This is a genomic window from Sphingobacterium hungaricum, from assembly GCF_015210005.1.
Taxonomy (GTDB): domain Bacteria; phylum Bacteroidota; class Bacteroidia; order Sphingobacteriales; family Sphingobacteriaceae; genus Sphingobacterium; species Sphingobacterium hungaricum.
Window position 1 is genome coordinate 583818 of record NZ_MU158698.1, and the last position, 21644, is coordinate 605461.

Genomic DNA, 21644 nt, shown 5'->3' on the forward strand with positions numbered 1-21644 from the left:
TGTATGGTTAACAATCTGTGCGTATCGTGTGAGAAATGGGCGTAAAATGAAATGGTATTTTTTTGACCCAAACTGTATTATCTATCGGGTATTCGAATTTCATTAAACGATTGAACTCCATATAGTCTTCACCATTGACCAGATGGTAACGTTTGTGGATCAAATCCAAAATAAATTTAGGTACATTAACTCCGTAGAATTTTGATTTTGGAGAGAAATACGTTGCGTAGATAGAAAAAAGCGATTGAAAAGTCATTTCTTTAGGACCGCCTAACTCTACCGTTTCGCGGGCAAAATAATCTTTCCAAGTAACCGTTTTAATAAATTTTAGGACATCTAAAACAGCGATTGGCCGGAAATTGATATTTGCCACTTTCTTAACATAGGGCACATAAGAAAATTTCAAAAGGTTTTTGATGTAGGCATCAACAACCGAACCTTTTCCGATTGCCACGTTCTTTAAAACTATCGTATAATCGATTTCGCTTTCTTTAAACAGCTGTTCAATTATCGAGACGTAATTTTTGTCCATCAGCCTTGCAACGTAAACTAGACGCTTGCACTGATTAATCTTGATTAATTGGATGTAATTCTTTAGTGAAATGATTTCTAGATTAAGCGTTAACTTGTCTGAGAAATCATGTACTTGAGTGAAATAAAAAGCAATGTCTAGATTTTTCAAATAAAAATCATCGTAAGACTTTCCCTTGCGGATCAAATCCACTTCATGCAATTCAGCCGTTGTTGACTCTTTGCTTCTAGAATTAAAGACGTTTAAATTGCGAACAATGCCGTTCACGGTAAATTCACTGTCTTGCAAATGGCTTGCCGCCCGACTCCCAAGATAAGTATTCAACCCGTTTATCAATACTTCCATTTTCTAACAATTAGACTCAAGTTGATATTATTAAGTATTAACATTTCCTTTACACGAAAGTTTAATAAAAAACAAAATGTTACAAAACAGCTCATTTGGATATTTAGGGGGCTTAAGTTTAGGAGAAAAAGTGTCTCTACTATGTAAAAAGTCAAAATTAAACATAAAATATCTAGATTGGCAAAAGTTTAACAAGTATATTTGTAGATATTCATTATTTCTTGATTGTTAAGATAGTTTTCGTCTATGGAAAAAAAAGTGATTCTTGTTTGGTTTCGGAATGATCTCAGGTTACATGATAACGAGATCCTGCAGGAAGCTATTGATAAAGGATCTTTTATAATTCCTGTATACTGTTTTGACCCTAGGTATTTCACCAAAAACAAATTCAACAACCAAAATACAGGGCAAAAGAGAGCTCAATTTATTTTAGACAGTGTCCAAAACTTAAAAGACAACCTTCAAAAAATCGGAGGTGATTTATTACTGTGCACTGGTTTACCTGAAGAAATACTCCCTACAATCGCTGCCAAATACGATGTAGATGAGGTATATCATCATCGTGAAGTAGCATCAAGAGAAACCCAAATTTCTGAACAAGTTGAAGCAGCGCTTTGGGAAAGAAAGATCAATCTAAAGCATTTTATCGGTCATACTTTATACCATAAAGAAGATTTACCGTTCCCAATACGGGATATCCCAACATCTTTTAATGCTTTTAAGAAAAAGATTGAACGAGAAAGTGCGGTTAGAAAACCATTAACTGCTCCCGAACAGATTACCGTCCCTCCTCATTTGGAAAAAAGCTCAGTTCCAACATTAGTGGAGCTAGGATTTATTGACAACGAACAGTCTGCAAATCGACTACATGGCGGAGAAGACGAAGGAATACGGCAATTAAGGATTATTGTCGACCCGAAATACAGCGGATTATACGACTACACCTTGTTGTCACCATACATCGCGAACGGCTGTCTTTCGCCAATTTTGGTATACCATACCATTCATACATCGGCATTAAGTCAAAATAAAATGCGTTTCACCAAAATAAGCAACCGTTTATTATGGCGAGATTATTTTCGCTTTATGTTAAAGAAATACCCAAATGTTTTCTTTAAAATTAACGCTGCTTCTAAAACGGCGAAGTACACAGATGCTGAATTAAACGATTCGATCAGCTGGACAGAAGCAACTACAGGAATAGAAATAATTGACCAATCGATATTAAAATTGAAAAGGACGGGCAACCTACCTTATCATTTAAGAGAAATATTGGCCACATATTTATTAAAAGAGCTTCGGATAAATTGGCTTGTCGGTGCTTCGTTTTTCGAAGAGCATTTGATTGATTTCAATCCATCTACTGAGTACGGCTATTGGGCGCATGTTGCAGGAGTCGGAACGAGTGAGAAAGACAACACGACTTTAGGCTGGCAGGATTTAATTTCAAAGTATTATCCCAAAGGAATCGCTTTAGATATTTCTGAAGCCGAGCCCACAAATTAACATCTCTTAACACTTTCGGGAATTCATTCCATCGGGTAGGCTTTAATTTCAAAAAATTAAAACCTAAATCGCATAAATTCGTTGTAATAAATGGGAATTCGTGCTTTCAAACTCTATTATTATTCCTAACTTTGGCAAAAAAAATACTACACACTTCCAAATGGATAAATTGACATATTTGAGTAACGCTGATTCGAGCTACATCGATGGGTTATATCAAGCTTACAAACAAGATCCAAATTCCGTAGATTTCGGATGGCAAAAATTTTTCGAAGGATTCGATTTTGGTCAAACCAATTCAGACAATCCTAATTTTGCAGACGCTCAGACCTCTGAGCACGCGATTAAAGAAATAAATGTATTAAACATGATTCACGGCTACCGTGATCGTGGTCATTTATTTACACACACAAATCCAGTTCGCGAACGCAGAAAATATTACCCGGGAAAAGAACTTGAAACATTTGGCCTTTCAGAGGCAGATATGGATACAGTTTTTAATGCTGGTGTTGAAGTTGGCTTAGGCCCTGCAACCCTGCGAGACATCCGTCAGCTAATCGAAGACACGTATTGCACATCCATTGGAGCTGAGTTCAAATACATCCGTAATCCAGAAAAAATTAAGTGGCTTCAGGATAAAATGGAAAAAGAGCGCAACAAGCCTCATTATTCCAAAGACCTTAAGAAAAGAATTTTAAATAAATTAAATAAAGCTGTTGTTTTCGAAAGCTTTCTTGGAACTAAATTTTTGGGCCAAAAACGCTTTTCATTAGAAGGAGCAGAAAGCTTAATTCCTGCTTTGGATTCGGTAATCCAAATCGGAGCAGATTTAGGCATTGAAGAGTTTGTGATTGGAATGGCTCATCGTGGCCGTTTGAATGTACTGACAAACATCATGGGTAAATCTTACCAAACTATTTTTTCAGAATTTGAAGGAAAAATGTTTGAGGAAGATCCAGAAATTCAATTTGGCGGTGACGTAAAATACCATTTAGGTTTTTCTACAGATATCAAAACGGACAAAGGTCAAGATATTCATTTGAGCCTTGCTCCTAACCCTTCGCATTTGGAAACAGTGGATCCAATTGTTGAAGGAATGGTTCGTTCTAAAATTGACATGAAATATGAAGGAGACGAAGATAAAATCGCTCCGATCTTGATTCATGGTGATGCGGCAATTGCTGGTCAAGGTGTTGTTTATGAAGTAAGCCAGATGTCTAAGCTGGAAGGCTATAGAACTGGTGGAACAATCCACATCGTCATCAACAACCAAGTTGGTTTCACAACTAATTATAAAGATGCTCGTTCAAGCACATATTGTACGGATGTTGCTAAAATAACTTCTTCACCAGTATTCCACGTAAATGGAGACGATGCGGAAGCTGTTGTTTATGCAATTAACTTAGCAGTAGAATACCGTCAGAAATACAACACAGACGTATACATCGATTTATTATGTTACCGTCGTTTCGGTCATAATGAGGCAGACGAACCTAAATTCACGCAACCTTTGTTGTATAAAGCAATTGAGAAGCATCCAAATCCAAAAGAAGTGTATGCTAAAAAACTGATTGATGAAGGTTCTATCGATAAAGAATATTCTAAAGAAATAGAAAAAGAATTTAAAGATGCGCTTCAGAAGGATTTAGATAAAGCTAAGCAAGCGGTATCCCTGACAGATGACATTCCTATGTTTGCTGGTGGATGGAAAGGTTTGCGCCCTTCTAAAAAAGGCGATGCATTTGCTCCAGTAGATACGAAAGTTTCGAAAAAAACTTTCTTAGAATTGGCGAAAGAAATTACGACGCTTCCTAAAGAAAAGAAATTCTTCAGAAAAATCTCCAAATTATTCGAAGACCGCGCTGCAATGATCGGAAAAGATTCTTACGATTGGGCGATGGGCGAATTAATGGCTTATGCAACGTTGTTGGATGAAGGAAAACGCGTACGTATCTCAGGTCAGGATGTACAACGTGGAACATTTTCCCACAGACATGCTGTACTTACATTAGAAGATTCAGAAGAAAAATACATTCCTTTAGCGCAAGTGAATGGTGGAGATAAGTTTAATATTTACAACTCTCTATTATCAGAATATGCGGTTTTAGGTTTCGAATATGGTTATTCATCTGTCAACCCACAATCATTGACGATTTGGGAAGCACAATTCGGAGATTTCTATAATGGTGCTCAAATCATTGTGGACCAATATTTATCAAGTGCAGAAACGAAATGGCGCCGTTCAAACGGATTGGTCATGATGCTGCCTCACGGAATGGAAGGTCAAGGTCCAGAGCACTCTTCGGCACGCATCGAGCGTTTCTTAGAATTGTGTGCTAATGACAATTTGATTTTAGCAAACTGTACAACACCTGCAAATTATTTCCACTTATTACGCCGTCAGCTTGTTCGTGATTTCCGCAAACCGTTGGTTGTTTTCACACCAAAAAGTTTGTTGCGCCATCCGAAAGTAGTTTCGCCAATCAAAGATTTCACAGGGGCAGAATTCCAAGAAGTTATCGATGACGCATCTGTAAAAGCTGCTTCAGTAAAACGTGTATTGTTCTGTTCTGGTAAAATATATTATGATTTATTAGAAAAACAACAAGCGGATAAACGTACGGATGTTGCTATTGTTCGTTTAGAGCAGTTGTTCCCAATTCCTACGCAACAGTTAGAAGCTATCCATAAAAAATACAGCAAAGCGACTGAATTTATCTGGGTTCAGGAAGAGAATGAAAACATGGGACCTTGGCCGTTTTACTGCCGTAAACTTAGAAAAACAAATCTTGAGTTTACCGACTTTATTGCTCGCCAAGAAAGCGGAAGTACGGCAACAGGATATAGCAAAAAACATGCTGTACAACAGGAAACTATTATCAATAAATCATTTGAATAACTAAAAAACATTATTATCTTCAAAAAGATATCACTGTTTGTAAAAAATAAATATAGCTATGAGCTTAGAAATTAAAGTACCTACCGTAGGAGAATCAATTACAGAAGTTACCCTTGCACAATGGTTGAAGCAAGATGGTGATTATGTGGAAATGGATGAAAACATTGCTGAATTAGAATCCGATAAAGCAACATTTGAATTGCCAGCTGAAAAAGCCGGAATTTTAAAAATCATTGCTCAGGAAGGTGATACATTGGAAATTGGCGCTGTTGTTTGTACAATCGAAGATGGTGAAGCGCCTTCAGGCGATAAAGCTGAATCAAAAGAAGCTCCGAAAGAAGATACAGCGAAAGCTGAAACAAGCGCTCCAGCGAAACAAGAAGCTAGTGAAGACGAAAGCTCATACGCTGCCGGAACTGCTTCTCCTGCTGCCGCGAAAATATTGAGAGAAAAAGGAATCGATGCTTCTTCGATCAAAGGAACAGGCAAAGACGGACGCATCACAAAAGAAGATGCGGAGAAAGCGCAAGTTCAAGCTGCTGCAAAACCTCAAGCAAAAGCGGAAGCTCCTAAAGCTGCTGCTGCAGTTTCTAATCCAGGTGAGCGCAACGAACGCCGTGAGAAAATGACTTCTTTGCGCAAAACAATTGCTAAACGATTAGTGGCAGTAAAAAATGAAACAGCGATGTTGACTACATTTAATGAAGTGAACATGCAGCCGATCATGGACTTACGCGCTAAATACAAAGATACTTTTAAAGAAAAACACGGAATCGGCCTTGGATTTATGTCCTTCTTCACAAAAGCTGTAACTACAGCTTTGAAAGAATGGCCTGCTGTCAATGCGCGCATAGAAGAAAATGAAATTGTTTATTCTGATTTCGTCGATATTTCCATCGCAGTTTCTGCGCCTAAAGGATTGGTTGTTCCAATTATTCGCAATGCTGAATCATTGCCTTTGTATGGCATTGAAAAAGCAATCGCTGAATTAGCTGGAAAAGCGAAAGACAATAAATTGACAATCGACGAAATGACTGGCGGAACGTTCACGATTACCAATGGTGGAGTTTTCGGTTCGATGATGTCTACTCCGATTATCAATGCTCCTCAATCAGCTATTTTAGGAATGCACAACATTATTCAGCGTCCAATTGCTGAAAATGGCCAGGTAGTTATTCGCCCAATGATGTATGTTGCGTTATCGTATGATCACCGCATTATCGACGGACGTGAATCGGTAAGTTTCTTGGTTCGTGTAAAACAATTACTAGAAGACCCTGCTAGATTATTATTGGAGGTCTAATTTAATCTTAAGTTAAAAATAGAGAAACGCTGCATAATTTATTTAATTTTGCAGCGTTCTTTTTTTGGAGTAAAACTTAATATCACTTTTTTAAATGAAATTTAAATTTCCCTGACGAATTAGTTACATTTGAAATCTCTTAAACCCTTTGAAAAAAATGACAAAAACGTTTACATGTTGTTAAAGATTAAAAAACTTTGCCTTTTCTTTTTTTTAATAACAAGTGCTTCAACATACGCACAACAAGTGGACTGGAAAGTTGGCTTTCATGGTTTTGCGGATAACCGCGAATACTCCAAATCCAACCGATATCCGCAAACGATTTTCGGAGCGCGCATTTCTCCAGAAGTCGGCGTCGTCATCGATAGCATACACCGCATCGTAGGTGGCGCAAGCTACCTTCAAGAATTTGGTTCCCGAAATTTTGAAAACTCACTCCGAGCGACACTATACTATCAATACAAAAATAAAGGTCTAGAATTTAATATTGGTGCATTCCCTCGACATACCTACGTTGAAGATTTTCCATTAGCTATATTATCCGACACCATCAATTATTACCAGCCCAACGTGGAAGGTATGTTGTTTAGGTATCAGAATAAGCGATTTTTCCAACAATTGTGGATTGATTGGAATAGCCGTCAAACAGTGACTGAGCGTGAACAATTTAAAGTCGGTTTATCTGGAAATTTCAACATTACGCCGATACTTTATTTCAAACACTACGCGATTCTTTGGCATAATGCCAAGGCAATGGAAGAGTTTGAGGGAGATAATATCCGCGACAATGGAGCGGTTTCCGCACATCTCGGACTAAATCTATCGAAGCGTGTTTGGCTAGATTCGCTGACCGTTCAGGCAGGAGGCATACTCAACTTTGATCGCCTTCGGTATGTGTATGACTGGCGATTTCCCAGGGGCGTGCTCGCGGAAGTTTATGCTGAAAAGTTTAAAGTTTTTGTCCGCAACACATTTTATAAAGGACAATCATTAGCTATTCCTTATGGTGATGTGTTTTATACTTCGAAACAATACAACCGATTGGATTTAGGATGGATTCCATTTCGCTACAAAAACCTAGAAGGTCGATTCACGGTCGCATTCCATTTCTCCGAAGGAGTAGTCGACAATCAGCAACAATTTATTCTTCGCTACACAATCGGCAATAAGTTATCTAAAAAAACAAAAACTTAAGGGATTGCCAATTTATTGTTAATCATTCGGTTGTTGTATTGCTGAACAAATGCTTTCATATTCGTCGTCATCGTATCCAAAACCAGAGGACTTGCATTTAGCAGGTTAGCTTTCATCAAAGGATCTTTCTTCAGGTCATAAAAAGAATTCGGAACAGCACCGTCATAGGTCATGTAATATTCTTTATAATGCATGTTGTACACATCCCCTGTACTATTGATTACAAAATTATTCTTTTGATTAGAAAATGCATCAAAACCAAACGCGACATATGGCTTATCATAATTCATATAATTCAATACCGTAGGCAAAATATCAATCTGCTGAACCAGCCTATCGGATTTGCCTTTTAATTCACCTCCGGGGTAATAAAAAACAATAGGGATAGCAAAAGCATTCGGCGCAGTTTTATATTCTGGCAAATAACTTACCGTCGCATGGTCAGCACAGATAACAAACAACGTATTTTCGTACCAAGGCATTGATTTGGCAGTTTCAAAAAATTCTTTAAGCGCCAAATCGGTATAACCAACCGGCTCTTGAACTTCCAAAGGCCCTTTCGGGAATTTTCCGGCATATTTTTCCGGAACTTTAAAGGGGTGATGTGAAGAAAGTGAAAAGAATCCAGCGAAAAATGGTTGCTTGAATGTATTTATTTTTTTTGCAGTGAATTGCAAAAAGGGTTCATCCCAAATCCCCCAAATCCCATCAAAATCTTTATCGTTGTTGTATTCATTCTTACCAAAATACTGCTGTACACCGGCCAGCTTTGTATACGCGGAGAAGCCCATACTGCCGTTTGGCGCACCATGAAAAAATGCAGTCTGATAACCTTTATCCGCCAGAATGCTTGGAAGCGAAGTCATCGTATTCCCTGAATAAACAGAAAGAACAAAAGGCTCGCCCATCGAAGGGATTCCAGAAATAATCGAAGGCAAGGCATCAATTGACTTGCGCCCGTTCGCATAAGTATGCGAGAATGTATAAGCCTGATCAATTAAAGAATCCAAGAATGGCGTGTATCCTTTATATTGTCCATTCTGTATATCCGTGTTTAATGCACCTACATGCTCTTTTCCAAAACTTTCCAAAATAAGCACCACCACATTTAAATCTTTAAATGGTTCTCTTGAAGCAGGCTGATGAACCACAGGATAGATTTTTTCTAATTCTGGTTCACTGAAATAATGAATAGGTTGCAGGTTAACAGCACCCAAAGTCTTCAGCATACTAAAAGGTGTGTTCAAGACGATCGGAATTTCTTCTGGACTCTTGACATAATCGCCGGCATTACTAAGCGTAATCGGACGCGTACTATGCGCCCATCCTCCGCGGACACCACCGACGAACATAAATGCAACAAAAAGCATAATTCCAAAATGGATGGCAACGATTTTAGCATTGAAGCGAATGGACTTAACCTGAATCGTATCATAAACCTTAATGAAAGCATACATCAGCAGAATAAAAACAGCTAGCAAATACCAATAATCAATCAAAAAATCCTTCACCAAAACAAGCAAGTTTGTTTCGTTAGAGAACTGCTGAAAAACTGTGCCGGTGGTTCGCTTTAACGTAAAAGGAAAATAAGCGTAATCAATTAAGTTTAATGCAAAGCCAAAGCTATTGGTGATGATAAATATCCATTTGGCAATCTGCTGATAAGTCACCGTGTATTTCCAAGGAATAGGCAAAATCATCAACAAGATATAAGGCGCATTGATGTACAATAGCGCTACAAGATCAAACTTAATCCCACCCAACATCATCAGCCACAGTTCAGTCGCAGATACATGAGGGAATAAGGATCGGTTAAATAAAAAGAATCCCACTCGCATCGCTGAATAAATCAGTAACAAAAGCGCAAACCTGATCATCAAGGCGTAGAAAATCCCAAGCGTGCCTCGAAATTTATTTTTAAACATTAACGATTTGTTGTTTTAAAATTAAATTATTGTAATATAAACAACAAATATACAGTGTTTTTGCATTTTAAATTACAACACATGTATCGAAAGTTAACAATTTATTAATGTGGTTAATTTATTTATAGCATATTCTACATTGAGCTGACTTTTCCCGATTCTTTATCAAATCAGTTCTCTCTCTTTCAGAAGACAGGTTTATGCGAATAAATTGATCGTTGTCGGGTATAGTAACACAGGAGCTTAGATCCAGCGGAAATACAATTGCTTCCTCTCAAAAAATAGCGCATATTTTCTCTGCTACTTCTTGGCTTTAAAATTCTTAGCATACCTTTCCAAAAGCTGAGAAAACGCCTTCAAATATTATTTTGTTACCCTATAAATAAGGCAAAATCAATAGAATTGCGTATTTTTGACCTTCGATTTTTTCTAAGTAATAAATATGAGTATAGCGAAGACATACAGTCCTAAAGAAGCAGAAAACAAATGGTATTCCTATTGGAAAGATAACGGATTCTTCCGTTCTACTCCCGATGATAGAGAGCCCTACACAATTGTTATGCCTCCGCCAAACGTCACAGGCGTGCTTCACATGGGCCATATGCTGAACAATACCATCCAAGATGTATTGATTCGTCGCGCACGTATGCAAGGAAAAAATGCATGTTGGGTACCAGGAACCGACCACGCTTCGATTGCAACCGAAGCAAAAGTTGTTGCGCTATTAAAAGAAAAAGGAATTGACAAAAAATCCTTGACCCGTGATGAGTTTTTGGGCTATGCCTGGGAATGGAAAGAAAAATATGGCGGTATTATCCTTTCGCAACTGGAAAAACTTGGCGCTTCATGCGATTGGGAACGTACTAAATTCACAATGGATCCGGATTTATCCGAAGCTGTGATTGACACCTTTATTAAATTTTATAAAGAGGGCTATATCTACCGCGGTATCCGAATGGTGAATTGGGATCCTCAAGGTAAAACGGCCGTTTCTGACGAAGAAGTAATCCGTAAAGAGGTTAATCAGAAACTATATTACATCAAGTACCAGATTAAAGGCAGCTCGGAGTTTTTGACCATCGCCACCACGCGTCCTGAAACCATCATGGCAGATGCAGCTATATGTATCAATCCGAATGATGAACGCTACAGCCATTTGAAGGGAAAAACGGTTTTAGTTCCATTGATCAACCGCGAAATTCCGATTATTGAAGACACCTATGTCGAAATGGAATTCGGAACTGGCTGTTTGAAAGTTACTCCTGCACATGACTTAAATGATTATGAGCTTGGCGTAAAACATAATCTACAAGTAATTGATATTTTAAATGATGACGGGTCTTTAAACGAAAAAGCTGAAATTTTGATTGGCGAAGACCGTTTTATCGCCCGCAAAAAAATCGCTAAACTTTTAGAAGAAGTTGAGCAATTAGATAAAGTTGAAGATTACAAATCTCAAGTTGGTTTTTCTGAACGCACTGACGCTGCCATCGAACCGAAATTATCGATGCAATGGTTTTGCAAAATGGAAAATCTGTCAAAACCCGCACTGGATTATGTCCAAAGCGGTGAAATAAAATTGATTCCCGAAAAATTCACATCTTCTTACAAACATTGGATGGAGAATGTGAAGGATTGGTGTATCTCTCGTCAGTTATGGTGGGGGCACCGCATTCCAGCTTGGTATAACGAGCACAGGGAATGGGTCGTTGCCAAAACGGAAGCAGAAGCAATCGCTCAGTTCAAGCAAGAAGGCAAATCTTTTGAAGGCATCAAACAGGAAGAAGATGTTCTAGATACTTGGTTTTCGTCTGGCCTTTGGCCAATGTCGGTATTCGACGGCGTACGTAATCCAGAAAACAAAGATTTCCAATACTATTATCCAACGAATGATCTGGTTACGGCCCCTGAAATTTTATTTTTCTGGGTTGCCCGGATGATTATCATGGGACATGATTATACAGGCAAAGCACCTTTCCAAAATGTATACTTAACAGGGATTGTTCGGGATAAGTTAGGTCGCAAGATGTCTAAATCCTTAGGAAATTCTCCTGATCCAATTGAGTTGATGGGCAAGTACGGCACAGATGGCGTACGTGTGGGAATGTTATTGTCCTCCCCTGCCGGAAATGACTTGATGTTTGACGAATCCTATTGCGAACAGGGACGTAATTTTGCGAACAAGATATGGAATGCATTCCGACTGGTAAATGGTTGGGAAGTTGTTGATGCGCCTTCGACGGATGCACAGCAAACAGCAGCTAAATGGTTCGAAAATCGCTTCAATCAGGCTGTTGCTGAAATTGACGAGCATTTCAAAAATTACCGTTTGTCCGATGCGTTGATGAGCACCTATAAATTAATCTGGGATGACTACTGTGCTTGGTACTTAGAGCTGATCAAACCGGCTTACCAAAGCCCAATCGAGTCAGAAACATTAGAAACGGCCAAAAAATTCTTTCAACAAATTTTGGCATTGGCTCATCCTTTTATGCCATTCCTGACGGAAGAATTATGGCATGAAGATTTATTTGGTTCGCGCGACGAGAAAGACTGTGTGATCGTTGCTCAATTTCCAGAAGTAAAGCCGTTTGATGAAACGATTATTAAAGAATTCGAAATCGTTCAGCAGATTATTTCAGAAGTTCGGAACATTCGGAACACGAAACAGATTTCGCCTAAAGTGGCATTGCCTTTGGCGATTAATGCGACCTTTATTGATTTTACGAAATACCAAGACAGTTTAATAAAACTGGCAAATATCTCTACCTTAACCTTTGTTCGGGAAAAAATCACTGGAGCAGTTAGTTTCCTTGCTGGCAAAGAAGAATGTTATGTCGCGTTGGAAGATAACATTGATGTTGACGCAGAGCGCGAACGGATTTCAAAAGAAATTGAATACCTCAATGGATTTTTAGTGTCGGTAGACAAAAAATTATCCAACGAACGTTTTGTTCAGAATGCAAAACCTGAAGTTGTTCAGAACGAACAAAACAAGAAGGCGGATGCAGAAACTAAGATTAAAATTTTAGAAGAAAGCTTAGCTAGCTTATAAAAGCACGATACTATTCGGCATGTAAAGACAAACATGCCGAATATTTTTTTTACCTAAACCCATAAATCTAATGAACATTGATTTACTGAAACAGAAATTGTCAAACGAGACAATAAAGTACCTATTCTTCGGTTCACTGAATATTTTTATTGGCTGGGTGATCTACTTCGTGAATTACAACTATATCATTGAGAAAGAGAATGTTGAAATATTTGATTTTCTAACAATCAGCCCGCATATCTTTTCCCTCCTGAGCACATTCCCATTCACGTTTTTTATGGGCTATTTCTTCAATTACTATTTTGTCTTTAAATACAAAACCGACAACATGGGCAAAAGCATGTACCGCTATTTCATTGCCTGCATGGGATCAATCGTGATTAATTATATACTCCTAAAATTATTTGTTGATTTATTTGGCTGGTATCCAACACCATCACAGATTTTAACGACTTGCCTGGTCACCCTTTATAGTTTTTCGATGCAGAAGCGCTTCACCTTTAAAACCGTACCGATAAAGTAGGTTTAGAGTTCACGTTTCATATATTCGGTACGTCCCGTCATCCTGAACTTGGTTCAGGATCTTTATATTTAAGCATAAAATTTGGTTGGATGAGATGAGATGCCGAAATAAATTTGCTTCGCAGCTACTTCGTGGTCGGCATGACGTGGAAAGACTTCGCGGTTGGAAAATTATTCCCCTCCCGTCATCCTGAACTTATTTCAGGATCTTTATAATTATTTATAAACTTTGCTCGGGTGAGATGAGATGCCGAAATAAATTTGCTTCGCAGCTACTGCGTGGTCGGCATGACGCGGAAAGACTTCATGGTCAGCATGAAGGAGGAAGCCCTGTGGTTGGAATGACGCGGAAAGACTTCGCGGTCGGGATGACGCAGAATAAAATTGTATTCCCTATTTTAAATATCTCATTTGATGATTAAATTTATATATGGTTTACGGAGGATATGTATACATCATGACGAATAAGAATAATACGACATTCTATATAGGCGTTACTTCTGATTTATATTCCCGAGTTTATGAACATAAGCATTCAAAATATCCAAAAAGCTTTACCAGCAAATACAAATGCTTTAAATTAGTGTGGTATTCCTCTTTTACCAGAATAGAAGAAGCTATTGAAAAAGAAAAACAACTAAAAAATTGGCATAGAGACTGGAAGATTAATTTAATTAAAGAAAGCAATCCGAGATTTTTAGATTTATGGGAAGAAACTAAAAACTTTTGACCCTATAGATTTTCTCAATATAGTAAATTGTGTGTTTTCAACTTTTACTTCCCCCCCGTCATCCTGAACTTGGTTCAGGATCTTTATACTTGAACATAAACTTCGGTTGGATAAGATGAGATGCCGAAATAAATTTGCTTCGCAGCTACTTCGTGGTCGGGATGACATGGAAAGTCAGCAGCAAATCATTTCCCTCACGTCATCCTGAACTTGTTTCAGGACCTTTATATTTAAATATGAACTTTGGTCATTGGACGAGATGCCGAAATAAATTCGGCATGACGCGGAAAGACTTCGTGGTCGGGATGACATGGAAAGTCAGCAGCAAATCATTTCCCTCACGTCATCCTGAACTTGTTTCAGGACCTTTATATTTAAATATGAACTTTGTTGGGTGAGATGAGATGCCGAAATAAATCCGGCATGACGCGGAAAGCATCGTGGTCGGTACAACGAAGAAGACAAGCGAATTCTATTCCGATTTTAAATAATTTATCAACACATTTTGCATTGAATATTGATCTGTATATTTATTGTTGTAAAGTACATTATCCAGCTTCCAGCCATGCTCATTTTTGAAGATTAAGGTATCTTGCCATTTTTCATTATAGCCAGTCTGTTCAAAATTAACTAGCAACACAGCAGAATCGGCATCGTTAGAAAGCTCTGCAATGTGATAACGGTTCTGGCCTTCATACAGGCTGGTCAGCAAATCACCTTCAATAATAGACGGCTTATCTGTTGGATGCTCACTTAACAGCATCTCCTCTGTTTCTTGCTCCTCCTTGGTCTTCACAGAATCAATCAGTTCAGCAAGTTCTTTTGTTATCAATTTTTTATCAACTGTTCTAAAATCAGCTTGAAATAAATAAATGCTATCCAGCGTAGCTGAAATTTCTTTTGTAGGAACAGAATTGCAACTGACAAATGTGGCACCTAAAAGCACGAATGAAAATAATTTTATGAGAAAAATTTTGTCCATGTTTTTCAACTTAAGTTTAAAGGTAACCATTCAAATTTACAGTAGACCAAACAAAAATAAGGAACATAGAAAATATTGACTAAAAAAAATAGATGCCCGAAGGCATCTATTTCCAAAAAATCACCCAAAATTTACCGATCGAAATCAGCAATTTCTTTATTAGGAGCAAGAGCTTCAAAAGCGTAGGTATTTCCACTTGCTAATCTTGGCCCTTTAAATAAAATAACCGCGCCTCTTGAAATCATAGCATCTCCTTTTTGAAAAAATTCCTTACATATTTTTCCTTTGTTATGCTTCGCAAAATCATCCTTTGAAGCATAAATTGACAAACCGATTCGGATCCCCGCCATCGAGCATGGTCGTCACATGTAAGGTGCCCTTTTCTTTCTCAGTCATAGCTTTAGCTTCCCATACCAGCAAATCATAAAATTCTTTTCGATAAGCAGGGAAAACCAAAAATTCGACGATTACAACATATTCCATATTAATAACCTTTAACTTTTGTTCCAGGTTTCATCTTATAGGCCATCTGCACTGCTTTATGCCGTTTGCCCAAATCTTTTGTATAATCCCTTGTCCATGACTCGCTTTCTTCGTCTTTTACTGCTGTAACTTTTGGATCAGGCAATACATTCCGATAGGTTGTTATTTTATCTGTAGCTACTGCAATGATTTTTTCCACAACTTCGTCTGGATTGAATTGGTAATCGGGGAAATTAATTTTATCATAATCAAAAACATTCTCCTTCTTATCTTTTTTCCAATACGATGGAGCTTCGAACATGCGGTCGTTAAAACCAGTTAGGTATGGCCCCGGATTGATCGTACACACTTCCACTCCAAACTCTCTTAACTCTTTATACATAGCTTCCGAGAACGCTTCCAAAGCATGTTTAGATGCCGAATAGGCCCCTGTAAACGGAGCAACAGACAATCCTGCAATAGATGATATGCTAATGATGCGCCCTTTTTTCTTTTTCACAAAATGCTTCGCAAAGCCTTGAATCAAGAAGATCGTTCCAAAAACATTGACCTCAAACTGCCTACGGATATTTTCTTCCGGCAGGTCGACAACTGCTCCGCCCTCACTAATCCCCGCATTGCTGATCAATATATCGATATCGTGTTCAAAAGCTTTTTTACGATCGATTTCCGAAGTAACATCAAGCTTTTCTACCGTTATCTTTAATTTTTTATCTCGTAACTCTTGTTCTAAAACACTGACCTGAGACATTATTTCAACAGTGGCTATCACGGTATGGCCTAATTCCGCAAGCCGAATCGCCGCATCTTTTGCAAATCCAGAACCCGTACCCGTAATCAAAATCTTTTTCTTTTTCATCATCTTGTTTAATTGGTGTTTAATGAATTAAAATTTACTAAAACTTAATTTATTAACAGATAGAACACATGATTGTTCGAAATAAAACGAGTTAACAGAAAATTTATTTCGCTTAACCTGAGAAAATAGCTCTCCTTTTGCTACTGATTCCGAATTTCATCCTGCTTTTCCGCTTGCGAATGAATAGCATTCATTACACACGAGAAAACTTTTACTCAAAAAACCTGTTATCCTATTTAAAAAATCAGTAGTTTTAATTTCAACATAAAACCACAGCGTATGATAGCTATCCTACTAATCAGTGCCCTAATCGTAATCTTTTTCTTTTATGGGGTTTCGATTTACAACCGATTAATTAAGTTGAGAAACTTAGTACAAGAAGCTTGGAGCAGCATTGACGTGATGCTTAAAAAACGTCATGACCTTATTCCTAATTTGGTCGAAACCGTCAAAGGATATGCTACGCATGAGCGCGAAACCTTGGATAGCGTGACGCAGGCAAGGACGCAAGCCGTTGGCGCAAAGTCTTTGGAAGCAAAAGAAGCAGCAGAAAAAAACCTGAACCAGGCGATGATGAATTTATTTGCTGTTGCGGAGCAATATCCAGACTTAAAAGCAAATACAAACTTTCAGCAGTTACAAAATGAGCTTACTGCTGTGGAAAACGACATTGAAAAATCAAGAAGATATTATAACGGAACCGTACGTGAGAATAACACGTTGGTGGAATCCTTTCCTAGCAACATCATCGCGAGCATGTTCAAATTTGAAAATGCAGCTTTCTTTGAACTCGACAATCCAGCTGAACGCGAAGTACCCAACGTTAAATTTTAATCGATGAACTATTTTTTAAGGATCAATAGCTTATTGATCATCGCCATGCTTGTGTTTCAGCAACATGTGTTCCCAGCTTCAACGCAACCCAATCAAGCCGCTAAGGCTACCCCTGCTTCAGACAGCGCTGATGACTACGATTATGAGACAGAAAGAATAAAATCATTCAATAGCAACATTCTCGTAGACAAAGAAGGAATATTAACTGTTGAAGAGCACATCACTGTTTACGGCGAAGGCAACCAAATACAGCGTGGGATTTTTCGTTCATTGCCGTTGTACAGAAACTTGAACGGAAAAGAACAGAAAATAAGCTATAAAATTCTATCTGTGACACGTGATGGTAAAACGGAAGATTATCACAAGGAAGACGATGGAAATTGGCTTAAAATCTACATCGGGAATAAGGATGTTACGCTTGCTCCGGGGAACTATAGCTATGTAATCCGTTATTCTACCAAAAATCAGGTCGGATTTTTTGGAGATTATGATGAGTTATATTGGAACGTGAATGGAACCGAATGGGATTTCGCCGTTGATTCCATTTCGGCCACTATCCAATTTCCTGCAGGAACTGTTCTTAAGCAAAACAGCTGCTATACTGGCGCGCAGGGAAGCACGAACGGCGACTGCTCGTCTATTCAACTATCAGACAGCAGCATGCGCTGGGTTGCCAAAGATCTTTCGGCAAGAGAAAACTTAACGGTTGCTCTTGCTTTCCAAAAAGGAATTTTTCTGCCTCCCCCTCCACCCAGTTTCCTTGAACAATACGGCTTGCTTATTTTTTTCCTCGCGGGAATGGCTGGTTTAATCCGCTATGCCTATACTTTATGGAGAACTTATGGTGTAGACCCAGAAAAACCCACCGTTTACCCTCAGTTTAATGTGCCAGAAAATCTTTCGCCCGCAGCTCTGGGCTATATTCATGAAGGGATTTATGAAAATAAATTCTTGACTGCCGCGATCGTTAATCTCGCAATCAAAGGATACCTCGAGATCGGCGAAGTTGAGACCTCCTCATTTTTTGGGCTATCCAAAAGCAAGGATTTCAAAGTCACAAAATTGAAAAACGAAGATTCATCGTTGCCAAAAGAAGAATACGTGGTCATGCACCAATTATTTTCGAAGAAAAAATCGGTCCTTTTCGATGGAACTTACGATAAAAGCATAGAGGCTACTGTGGATGGTTTTAGAGCCAACATTAAAACTCAATATGATCCTCTGCTAAAGGAAGGAAAAAACACTAAAAAATTATGGAAGCCTGCTTGGATTGTTAGTTTGATCTACGCTATCGGATTAATCATCAGCACGATCATTTATCCTAGCCCTGGAAATGCAATCGGCGGCGTATTTTTATATTTTACGCTAGTCGTAATTTTCTTTATTTTTAATGCTTTTATCGGAAATGTAAAGGGCCAAGGATGCATTACAGCAGTCGTCGTGTTTTTTGCAATGCTGTTTATCGTCCCGTTTGTCATGATGGGATTTTCATCCAATATCGACCTTAATTTTAGGTATTGCTACCTATTTATAATTGCATCCTTTTTTCTGTTGCTTTATTTTTCATATTTGATCCGTAGGCCATCGGAAGATAAGCTTCATATAAAATCATTGATCGAAGGTTTTAAAATGTATATGGGCGCTGCAGAAAACGAACAGCTTAAATTTCATAACCCGCCCGAAATGACACCTGAACAGTTTGAGAAAATGTTGCCTTATGCTATGGTTTTGGGTGTGGATGATATTTGGGGCAAAAAATTCGAAGCTGCATTATTGGCAATGGCAACTACCTATGTATCGACATGGTATATCGGCAGTGCAATGAATTTGCACGGATTGAACAGCTCATTAAATTCAGGATTGACCAAGTCAATTAGCTCCGGTTCATCCAAACCTTCGAGTTCCAGCGGAAGCTCAAGCAGCAGCGGCTCTTCTGGCGGCGGTTCATCCGGCGGTGGTGGCGGTGGTGGCGGAGGCGGTGGCTGGTAGGCGACTTTTTAAATTCAAAAGTAAAAATTCAAAAGTAAAAAACCTTTCCACGGGTTACAAAATGGCTAGTATGCGTAATTGCAGACTAGCCATTTTATTTATTTTAACCACTTAGGGATAAAAGCGGATTTGCAATCCGCTCTAATGATGGAAGCCACCTTAAAAGGTTCGGGATTATAAATCCCGTTTTATTTAAAAGTTCGACATCTCCCTTTGGAAGATATCGAACAGCGGGTTTCAAAGTAAAAATTAAAAATTCAAAAGTAAAAAACCCTTCTGGGTTTTATAAAGTGGCTAGTATGCGTAAATGCAGACTGGCAATTTTTATTTATTTTTTTAAATCTATGGAGCTATTGTTCCCCCTTTGGGGGTTAGGGGGAATTCGATTCAAATCCGTTATAAAAAGTAAAATTTCGTTCTGCTAATTTCACCAACGAATCAGGGACATTCCATTGTTCTCCAAACTTTTCAAAACGTTTGCAATCATCAACGAAATTCTGAATGCCAACTAAATCAATGTGCCCAAATACGCCACCGGTTTGCGAAGCATATCCCACACCTAATACCGAACCGATATCGCCATCGATGGGTTTTGTGAGAATTCCTTCATCCAAACAGCGAAAGCTATCCAATGCCATCACATGCAATAAGCGTTTGCTAATTTCCTGATCGGGAAGTTCCGAAACAGTCGAAATAGTTTCATCGTTCCAAATCTCCTTTTTGCCATCAGGCAAATAATCATAAAAACCCTTACCTGCCTTTCGTCCATTTCGTTCCTGCGAAAGCATGGCTTTCAGGTAAGCATAGGCTCTCTGTTGGCTATTATGCAAATCTGGCAATTGATCGTACACATGCAGCATCAATGCCAATGAAATTTCATCCAAAACTGCCAATGGTCCAACAGCGAATCCCGATTTTTTGGCAACTTCTTCTATTTTTCCTGCCGGAATGCCTTCCAAAACCATGGTAATGGCTTCCAGTAAATAGTTAAAAAATATTCTGGAGGTGAAAAATGCGGGTCCATCATGCACTACAATCGGCACTTTACCCAACTGCCTTACAACTTTCAACGCTTTGTTTAAGGTTTCATCGCTTGTTTGCTTTCCGACAATCACTTCGACCAAAGCCATGCGGTCTACCGGCGAAAAGAAATGCAAACCAATAAAGTTTTCTGGATGCTCAGTCGAAACAGCCAAGTCGGCAATCGGAAGCGAAGTTGTATTGGATGCAAAAAATCCATTTTTGCTAATAAATAGCAACGATTCTTTGGTGACTGTAGCCTTTAAATCCCTGTCTTCGAATACCGCTTCGATAATCAAGTCAGATTCGTTCAAGTCATTGACATCTTCAGTCGGATGTATATGCGAAAGCAAAGTATCGCGGCTGATTTCAGAAATCTTATGTTGCTGTACTAACTTGCTTGTGATTTTTTCAGAATAATTTTTCCCATTGTTCGCTTGCTCTATTGTTACATCTTTTAAAACCACATCGACTCCCGATCGCGCTGCCTCGTAAGCAATGCCCGAGCCCATCATCCCGGCACCTAAAATTCCCAAACGTTTTAGCTCAAAGTCAATTTCAGTGGATGCTATCGATGCCTGGCGAATGCCGTAATAGTGCGTACGGACGATATTGAGCGTTTCAGGCTTACTCAAGACTTCTAGATCTTGCTGTGCTTCTTCTTGCAAATAGTATTTAAAATTTAATTCTAATGCCCGTCTTAACAAATGAATGGCTATTTGATTTCCAGGAATTAAGGGATTCGCTCTTTTTTGATAAGTGGAAATCGCGGATAGAATAGACTCCTTACCCGAAATGCCTATCGCTTTATTTTTAGTAGGTGCTGGATGATGTTCTATCCAACTTTGCGCTTCTTTTAGTGCCGTTTCTTCGTCATCCACAACCTGATTTAAAAGTCCGATGGATAAGCTTTCATTTTGGGAATAGCTATTTCCTTGAGTCAAAAAAGGAACTACAAATTCAGCGGAAAGCTGATGCATAGCATTAAAAATTGCTACGAAACCAGGATAAATTCCATATTTTATTTCTTGGAACCCAAGGGTTGCTCGGTCATTTACGACGGCAATCCGATAATCTGCCCAAAGCATCCACGATAACAAAGTCCCTTTACAGCTGGAATTTATAAGTGCAACTATAGGTTTTGGACGATTCTTTAATGCATAAAAATTCTGATGTAAATAATTGATTCTGTTTTGAAATTCTTCCCTATCCTTTGAAAGCTCAAAATAGTTAATGTAGTCCTCCAAAAAATCTGGGTTCGGGTCTTCGATTTTATAAACTATGCCTTTTACTTCGGGTAATTCCAATGTCTCAAAAGCCAGTAAAACGAACTCTTCCAAAAATTCAAATTGAAAAGTAGAAGAATCAGTTTTATGATGAAGCAAAGTAAGGATTGCAATTCCTGCAGGATTTATCGATAAATTAAAATTTGGGTAGTTTGTTTCTGATGTCATCATTCCTCAGCT

Annotated in this window: 16 protein-coding genes; 10 read left to right on the forward strand and 6 right to left on the reverse strand. The window is 38.5% G+C overall.

Features of this window, described 5'->3' with window-relative positions:
* Window positions 1-7 precede the first annotated feature (7 nt).
* Window positions 8-877 (reverse strand): Rossmann-fold NAD(P)-binding domain-containing protein, encoded by an 870-nt coding sequence (locus tag C4F49_RS05760; RefSeq protein WP_196934928.1) that lies wholly within the window; start codon window positions 875-877, stop codon window positions 8-10.
* Window positions 878-1123: 246 nt separating this feature from the next.
* Here C4F49_RS05760 and C4F49_RS05765 point away from each other — a divergent pair, with 246 nt between their 5' ends.
* The 4 genes from C4F49_RS05765 to C4F49_RS05780 all read left to right on the forward strand — a co-directional run bounded on the left by C4F49_RS05765 (window position 1124) and on the right by C4F49_RS05780 (window position 7779).
* On the forward strand, window positions 1124-2383 hold the full coding sequence (locus tag C4F49_RS05765; protein ID WP_196934929.1) for a deoxyribodipyrimidine photo-lyase: 1260 nt from the start codon (window positions 1124-1126) through the stop codon (window positions 2381-2383).
* A 160-nt stretch (window positions 2384-2543) separates the two neighbouring features.
* A complete protein-coding gene (locus tag C4F49_RS05770; RefSeq protein WP_196934930.1) occupies window positions 2544-5282 on the forward strand; it encodes a 2-oxoglutarate dehydrogenase E1 component in 2739 nt (912 codons plus the stop codon).
* A gap of 58 nt (window positions 5283-5340) precedes the next feature.
* Window positions 5341-6585, forward strand: a complete 1245-nt coding sequence (gene odhB / locus C4F49_RS05775) for a 2-oxoglutarate dehydrogenase complex dihydrolipoyllysine-residue succinyltransferase (protein WP_196934931.1) — start codon at window positions 5341-5343, stop codon at window positions 6583-6585.
* 246 nt (window positions 6586-6831) lie between these two features.
* Entirely contained in the window at window positions 6832-7779 is a 948-nt protein-coding gene (locus tag C4F49_RS05780; protein WP_196934932.1) for a hypothetical protein, read from the forward strand.
* On the opposite strand, the gene C4F49_RS05785 is transcribed toward C4F49_RS05780, so the two are convergent.
* Entirely contained in the window at window positions 7776-9704 is a 1929-nt protein-coding gene (locus C4F49_RS05785) for an LTA synthase family protein (protein WP_196934933.1), read from the reverse strand. The two genes, C4F49_RS05780 and C4F49_RS05785, sit on opposite strands and share 4 nt — an antisense overlap.
* Window positions 9705-10146: 442 nt before the next feature.
* Here C4F49_RS05785 and C4F49_RS05790 point away from each other — a divergent pair, with 442 nt between their 5' ends.
* The 4 genes from C4F49_RS05790 (at window position 10147) to C4F49_RS05805 (ending at window position 14011) form a co-directional block, all read left to right on the forward strand.
* Window positions 10147-12759 (forward strand): valine--tRNA ligase, encoded by a 2613-nt coding sequence (locus C4F49_RS05790; RefSeq protein WP_196934934.1) that lies wholly within the window; start codon window positions 10147-10149, stop codon window positions 12757-12759.
* Between the two features lie 70 nt (window positions 12760-12829).
* Window positions 12830-13282: a GtrA family protein gene (locus C4F49_RS05795; RefSeq protein ID WP_196934935.1), complete on the forward strand. Its 453-nt coding sequence runs from the start codon at window positions 12830-12832 to the stop codon at window positions 13280-13282.
* Between the two features lie 241 nt (window positions 13283-13523).
* Complete coding sequence (locus C4F49_RS05800; RefSeq protein WP_196934936.1) at window positions 13524-13703, forward strand: hypothetical protein; 180 nt, start codon at window positions 13524-13526, stop codon at window positions 13701-13703.
* A gap of 8 nt (window positions 13704-13711) precedes the next feature.
* Window positions 13712-14011, forward strand: coding sequence for a GIY-YIG nuclease family protein (locus C4F49_RS05805; protein ID WP_196934937.1), 300 nt, complete (start codon window positions 13712-13714; stop codon window positions 14009-14011).
* A gap of 472 nt (window positions 14012-14483) precedes the next feature.
* On the opposite strand, the gene C4F49_RS05810 is transcribed toward C4F49_RS05805, so the two are convergent.
* From C4F49_RS05810 to C4F49_RS05820, 3 genes are all read right to left on the reverse strand, one after another.
* The gene (locus C4F49_RS05810; protein ID WP_196934938.1) at window positions 14484-14993 is read right to left on the reverse strand and encodes a hypothetical protein; all 510 of its coding nucleotides are present in this window, start codon (window positions 14991-14993) and stop codon (window positions 14484-14486) included.
* Between the two features lie 303 nt (window positions 14994-15296).
* Window positions 15297-15476, reverse strand: a complete 180-nt coding sequence (locus C4F49_RS05815; RefSeq protein WP_196934939.1) for a putative quinol monooxygenase — start codon at window positions 15474-15476, stop codon at window positions 15297-15299.
* 1 nt (window position 15477) lies between these two features.
* Entirely contained in the window at window positions 15478-16335 is an 858-nt protein-coding gene (locus C4F49_RS05820) for an SDR family oxidoreductase (RefSeq protein ID WP_196934940.1), read from the reverse strand.
* A 279-nt stretch (window positions 16336-16614) separates the two neighbouring features.
* Between C4F49_RS05820 and C4F49_RS05825 the strand changes: the two genes are divergently transcribed.
* Both C4F49_RS05825 and C4F49_RS05830 read left to right on the forward strand, forming a co-directional pair.
* Window positions 16615-17169, forward strand: coding sequence for a LemA family protein (locus C4F49_RS05825; RefSeq protein WP_196934941.1), 555 nt, complete (start codon window positions 16615-16617; stop codon window positions 17167-17169).
* A gap of 3 nt (window positions 17170-17172) precedes the next feature.
* Window positions 17173-19158, forward strand: coding sequence for a DUF2207 domain-containing protein (locus tag C4F49_RS05830; protein WP_196934942.1), 1986 nt, complete (start codon window positions 17173-17175; stop codon window positions 19156-19158).
* A gap of 371 nt (window positions 19159-19529) precedes the next feature.
* On the opposite strand, the gene C4F49_RS05835 is transcribed toward C4F49_RS05830, so the two are convergent.
* The gene (locus tag C4F49_RS05835) at window positions 19530-21635 is read right to left on the reverse strand and encodes a 3-hydroxyacyl-CoA dehydrogenase NAD-binding domain-containing protein (protein ID WP_231388217.1); all 2106 of its coding nucleotides are present in this window, start codon (window positions 21633-21635) and stop codon (window positions 19530-19532) included.
* Window positions 21636-21644 lie beyond the last annotated feature (9 nt).

Coding starts and splice junctions, on each gene's coding strand:
- C4F49_RS05770 (WP_196934930.1), top strand. CDS start 2,544: ATGGATAAATTGACATATTTGAGTAACGCTGATTCGAGCTACATCGAT.
- odhB (WP_196934931.1), top strand. CDS start 5,341: ATGAGCTTAGAAATTAAAGTACCTACCGTAGGAGAATCAATTACAGAA.
- C4F49_RS05785 (WP_196934933.1), bottom strand. CDS start 9,704: ATGTTTAAAAATAAATTTCGAGGCACGCTTGGGATTTTCTACGCCTTG.
- C4F49_RS05795 (WP_196934935.1), top strand. CDS start 12,830: ATGAACATTGATTTACTGAAACAGAAATTGTCAAACGAGACAATAAAG.
- C4F49_RS05835 (WP_231388217.1), bottom strand. CDS start 21,635: ATGATGACATCAGAAACAAACTACCCAAATTTTAATTTATCGATAAAT.
- C4F49_RS05815 (WP_196934939.1), bottom strand. CDS start 15,476: ATGGAATATGTTGTAATCGTCGAATTTTTGGTTTTCCCTGCTTATCGA.
- C4F49_RS05830 (WP_196934942.1), top strand. CDS start 17,173: ATGAACTATTTTTTAAGGATCAATAGCTTATTGATCATCGCCATGCTT.
- C4F49_RS05790 (WP_196934934.1), top strand. CDS start 10,147: ATGAGTATAGCGAAGACATACAGTCCTAAAGAAGCAGAAAACAAATGG.
- C4F49_RS05760 (WP_196934928.1), bottom strand. CDS start 877: ATGGAAGTATTGATAAACGGGTTGAATACTTATCTTGGGAGTCGGGCG.
- C4F49_RS05825 (WP_196934941.1), top strand. CDS start 16,615: ATGATAGCTATCCTACTAATCAGTGCCCTAATCGTAATCTTTTTCTTT.
- C4F49_RS05810 (WP_196934938.1), bottom strand. CDS start 14,993: ATGGACAAAATTTTTCTCATAAAATTATTTTCATTCGTGCTTTTAGGT.
- C4F49_RS05820 (WP_196934940.1), bottom strand. CDS start 16,335: ATGAAAAAGAAAAAGATTTTGATTACGGGTACGGGTTCTGGATTTGCA.
- C4F49_RS05805 (WP_196934937.1), top strand. CDS start 13,712: ATGGTTTACGGAGGATATGTATACATCATGACGAATAAGAATAATACG.
- C4F49_RS05765 (WP_196934929.1), top strand. CDS start 1,124: ATGGAAAAAAAAGTGATTCTTGTTTGGTTTCGGAATGATCTCAGGTTA.
- C4F49_RS05800 (WP_196934936.1), top strand. CDS start 13,524: ATGAGATGCCGAAATAAATTTGCTTCGCAGCTACTGCGTGGTCGGCAT.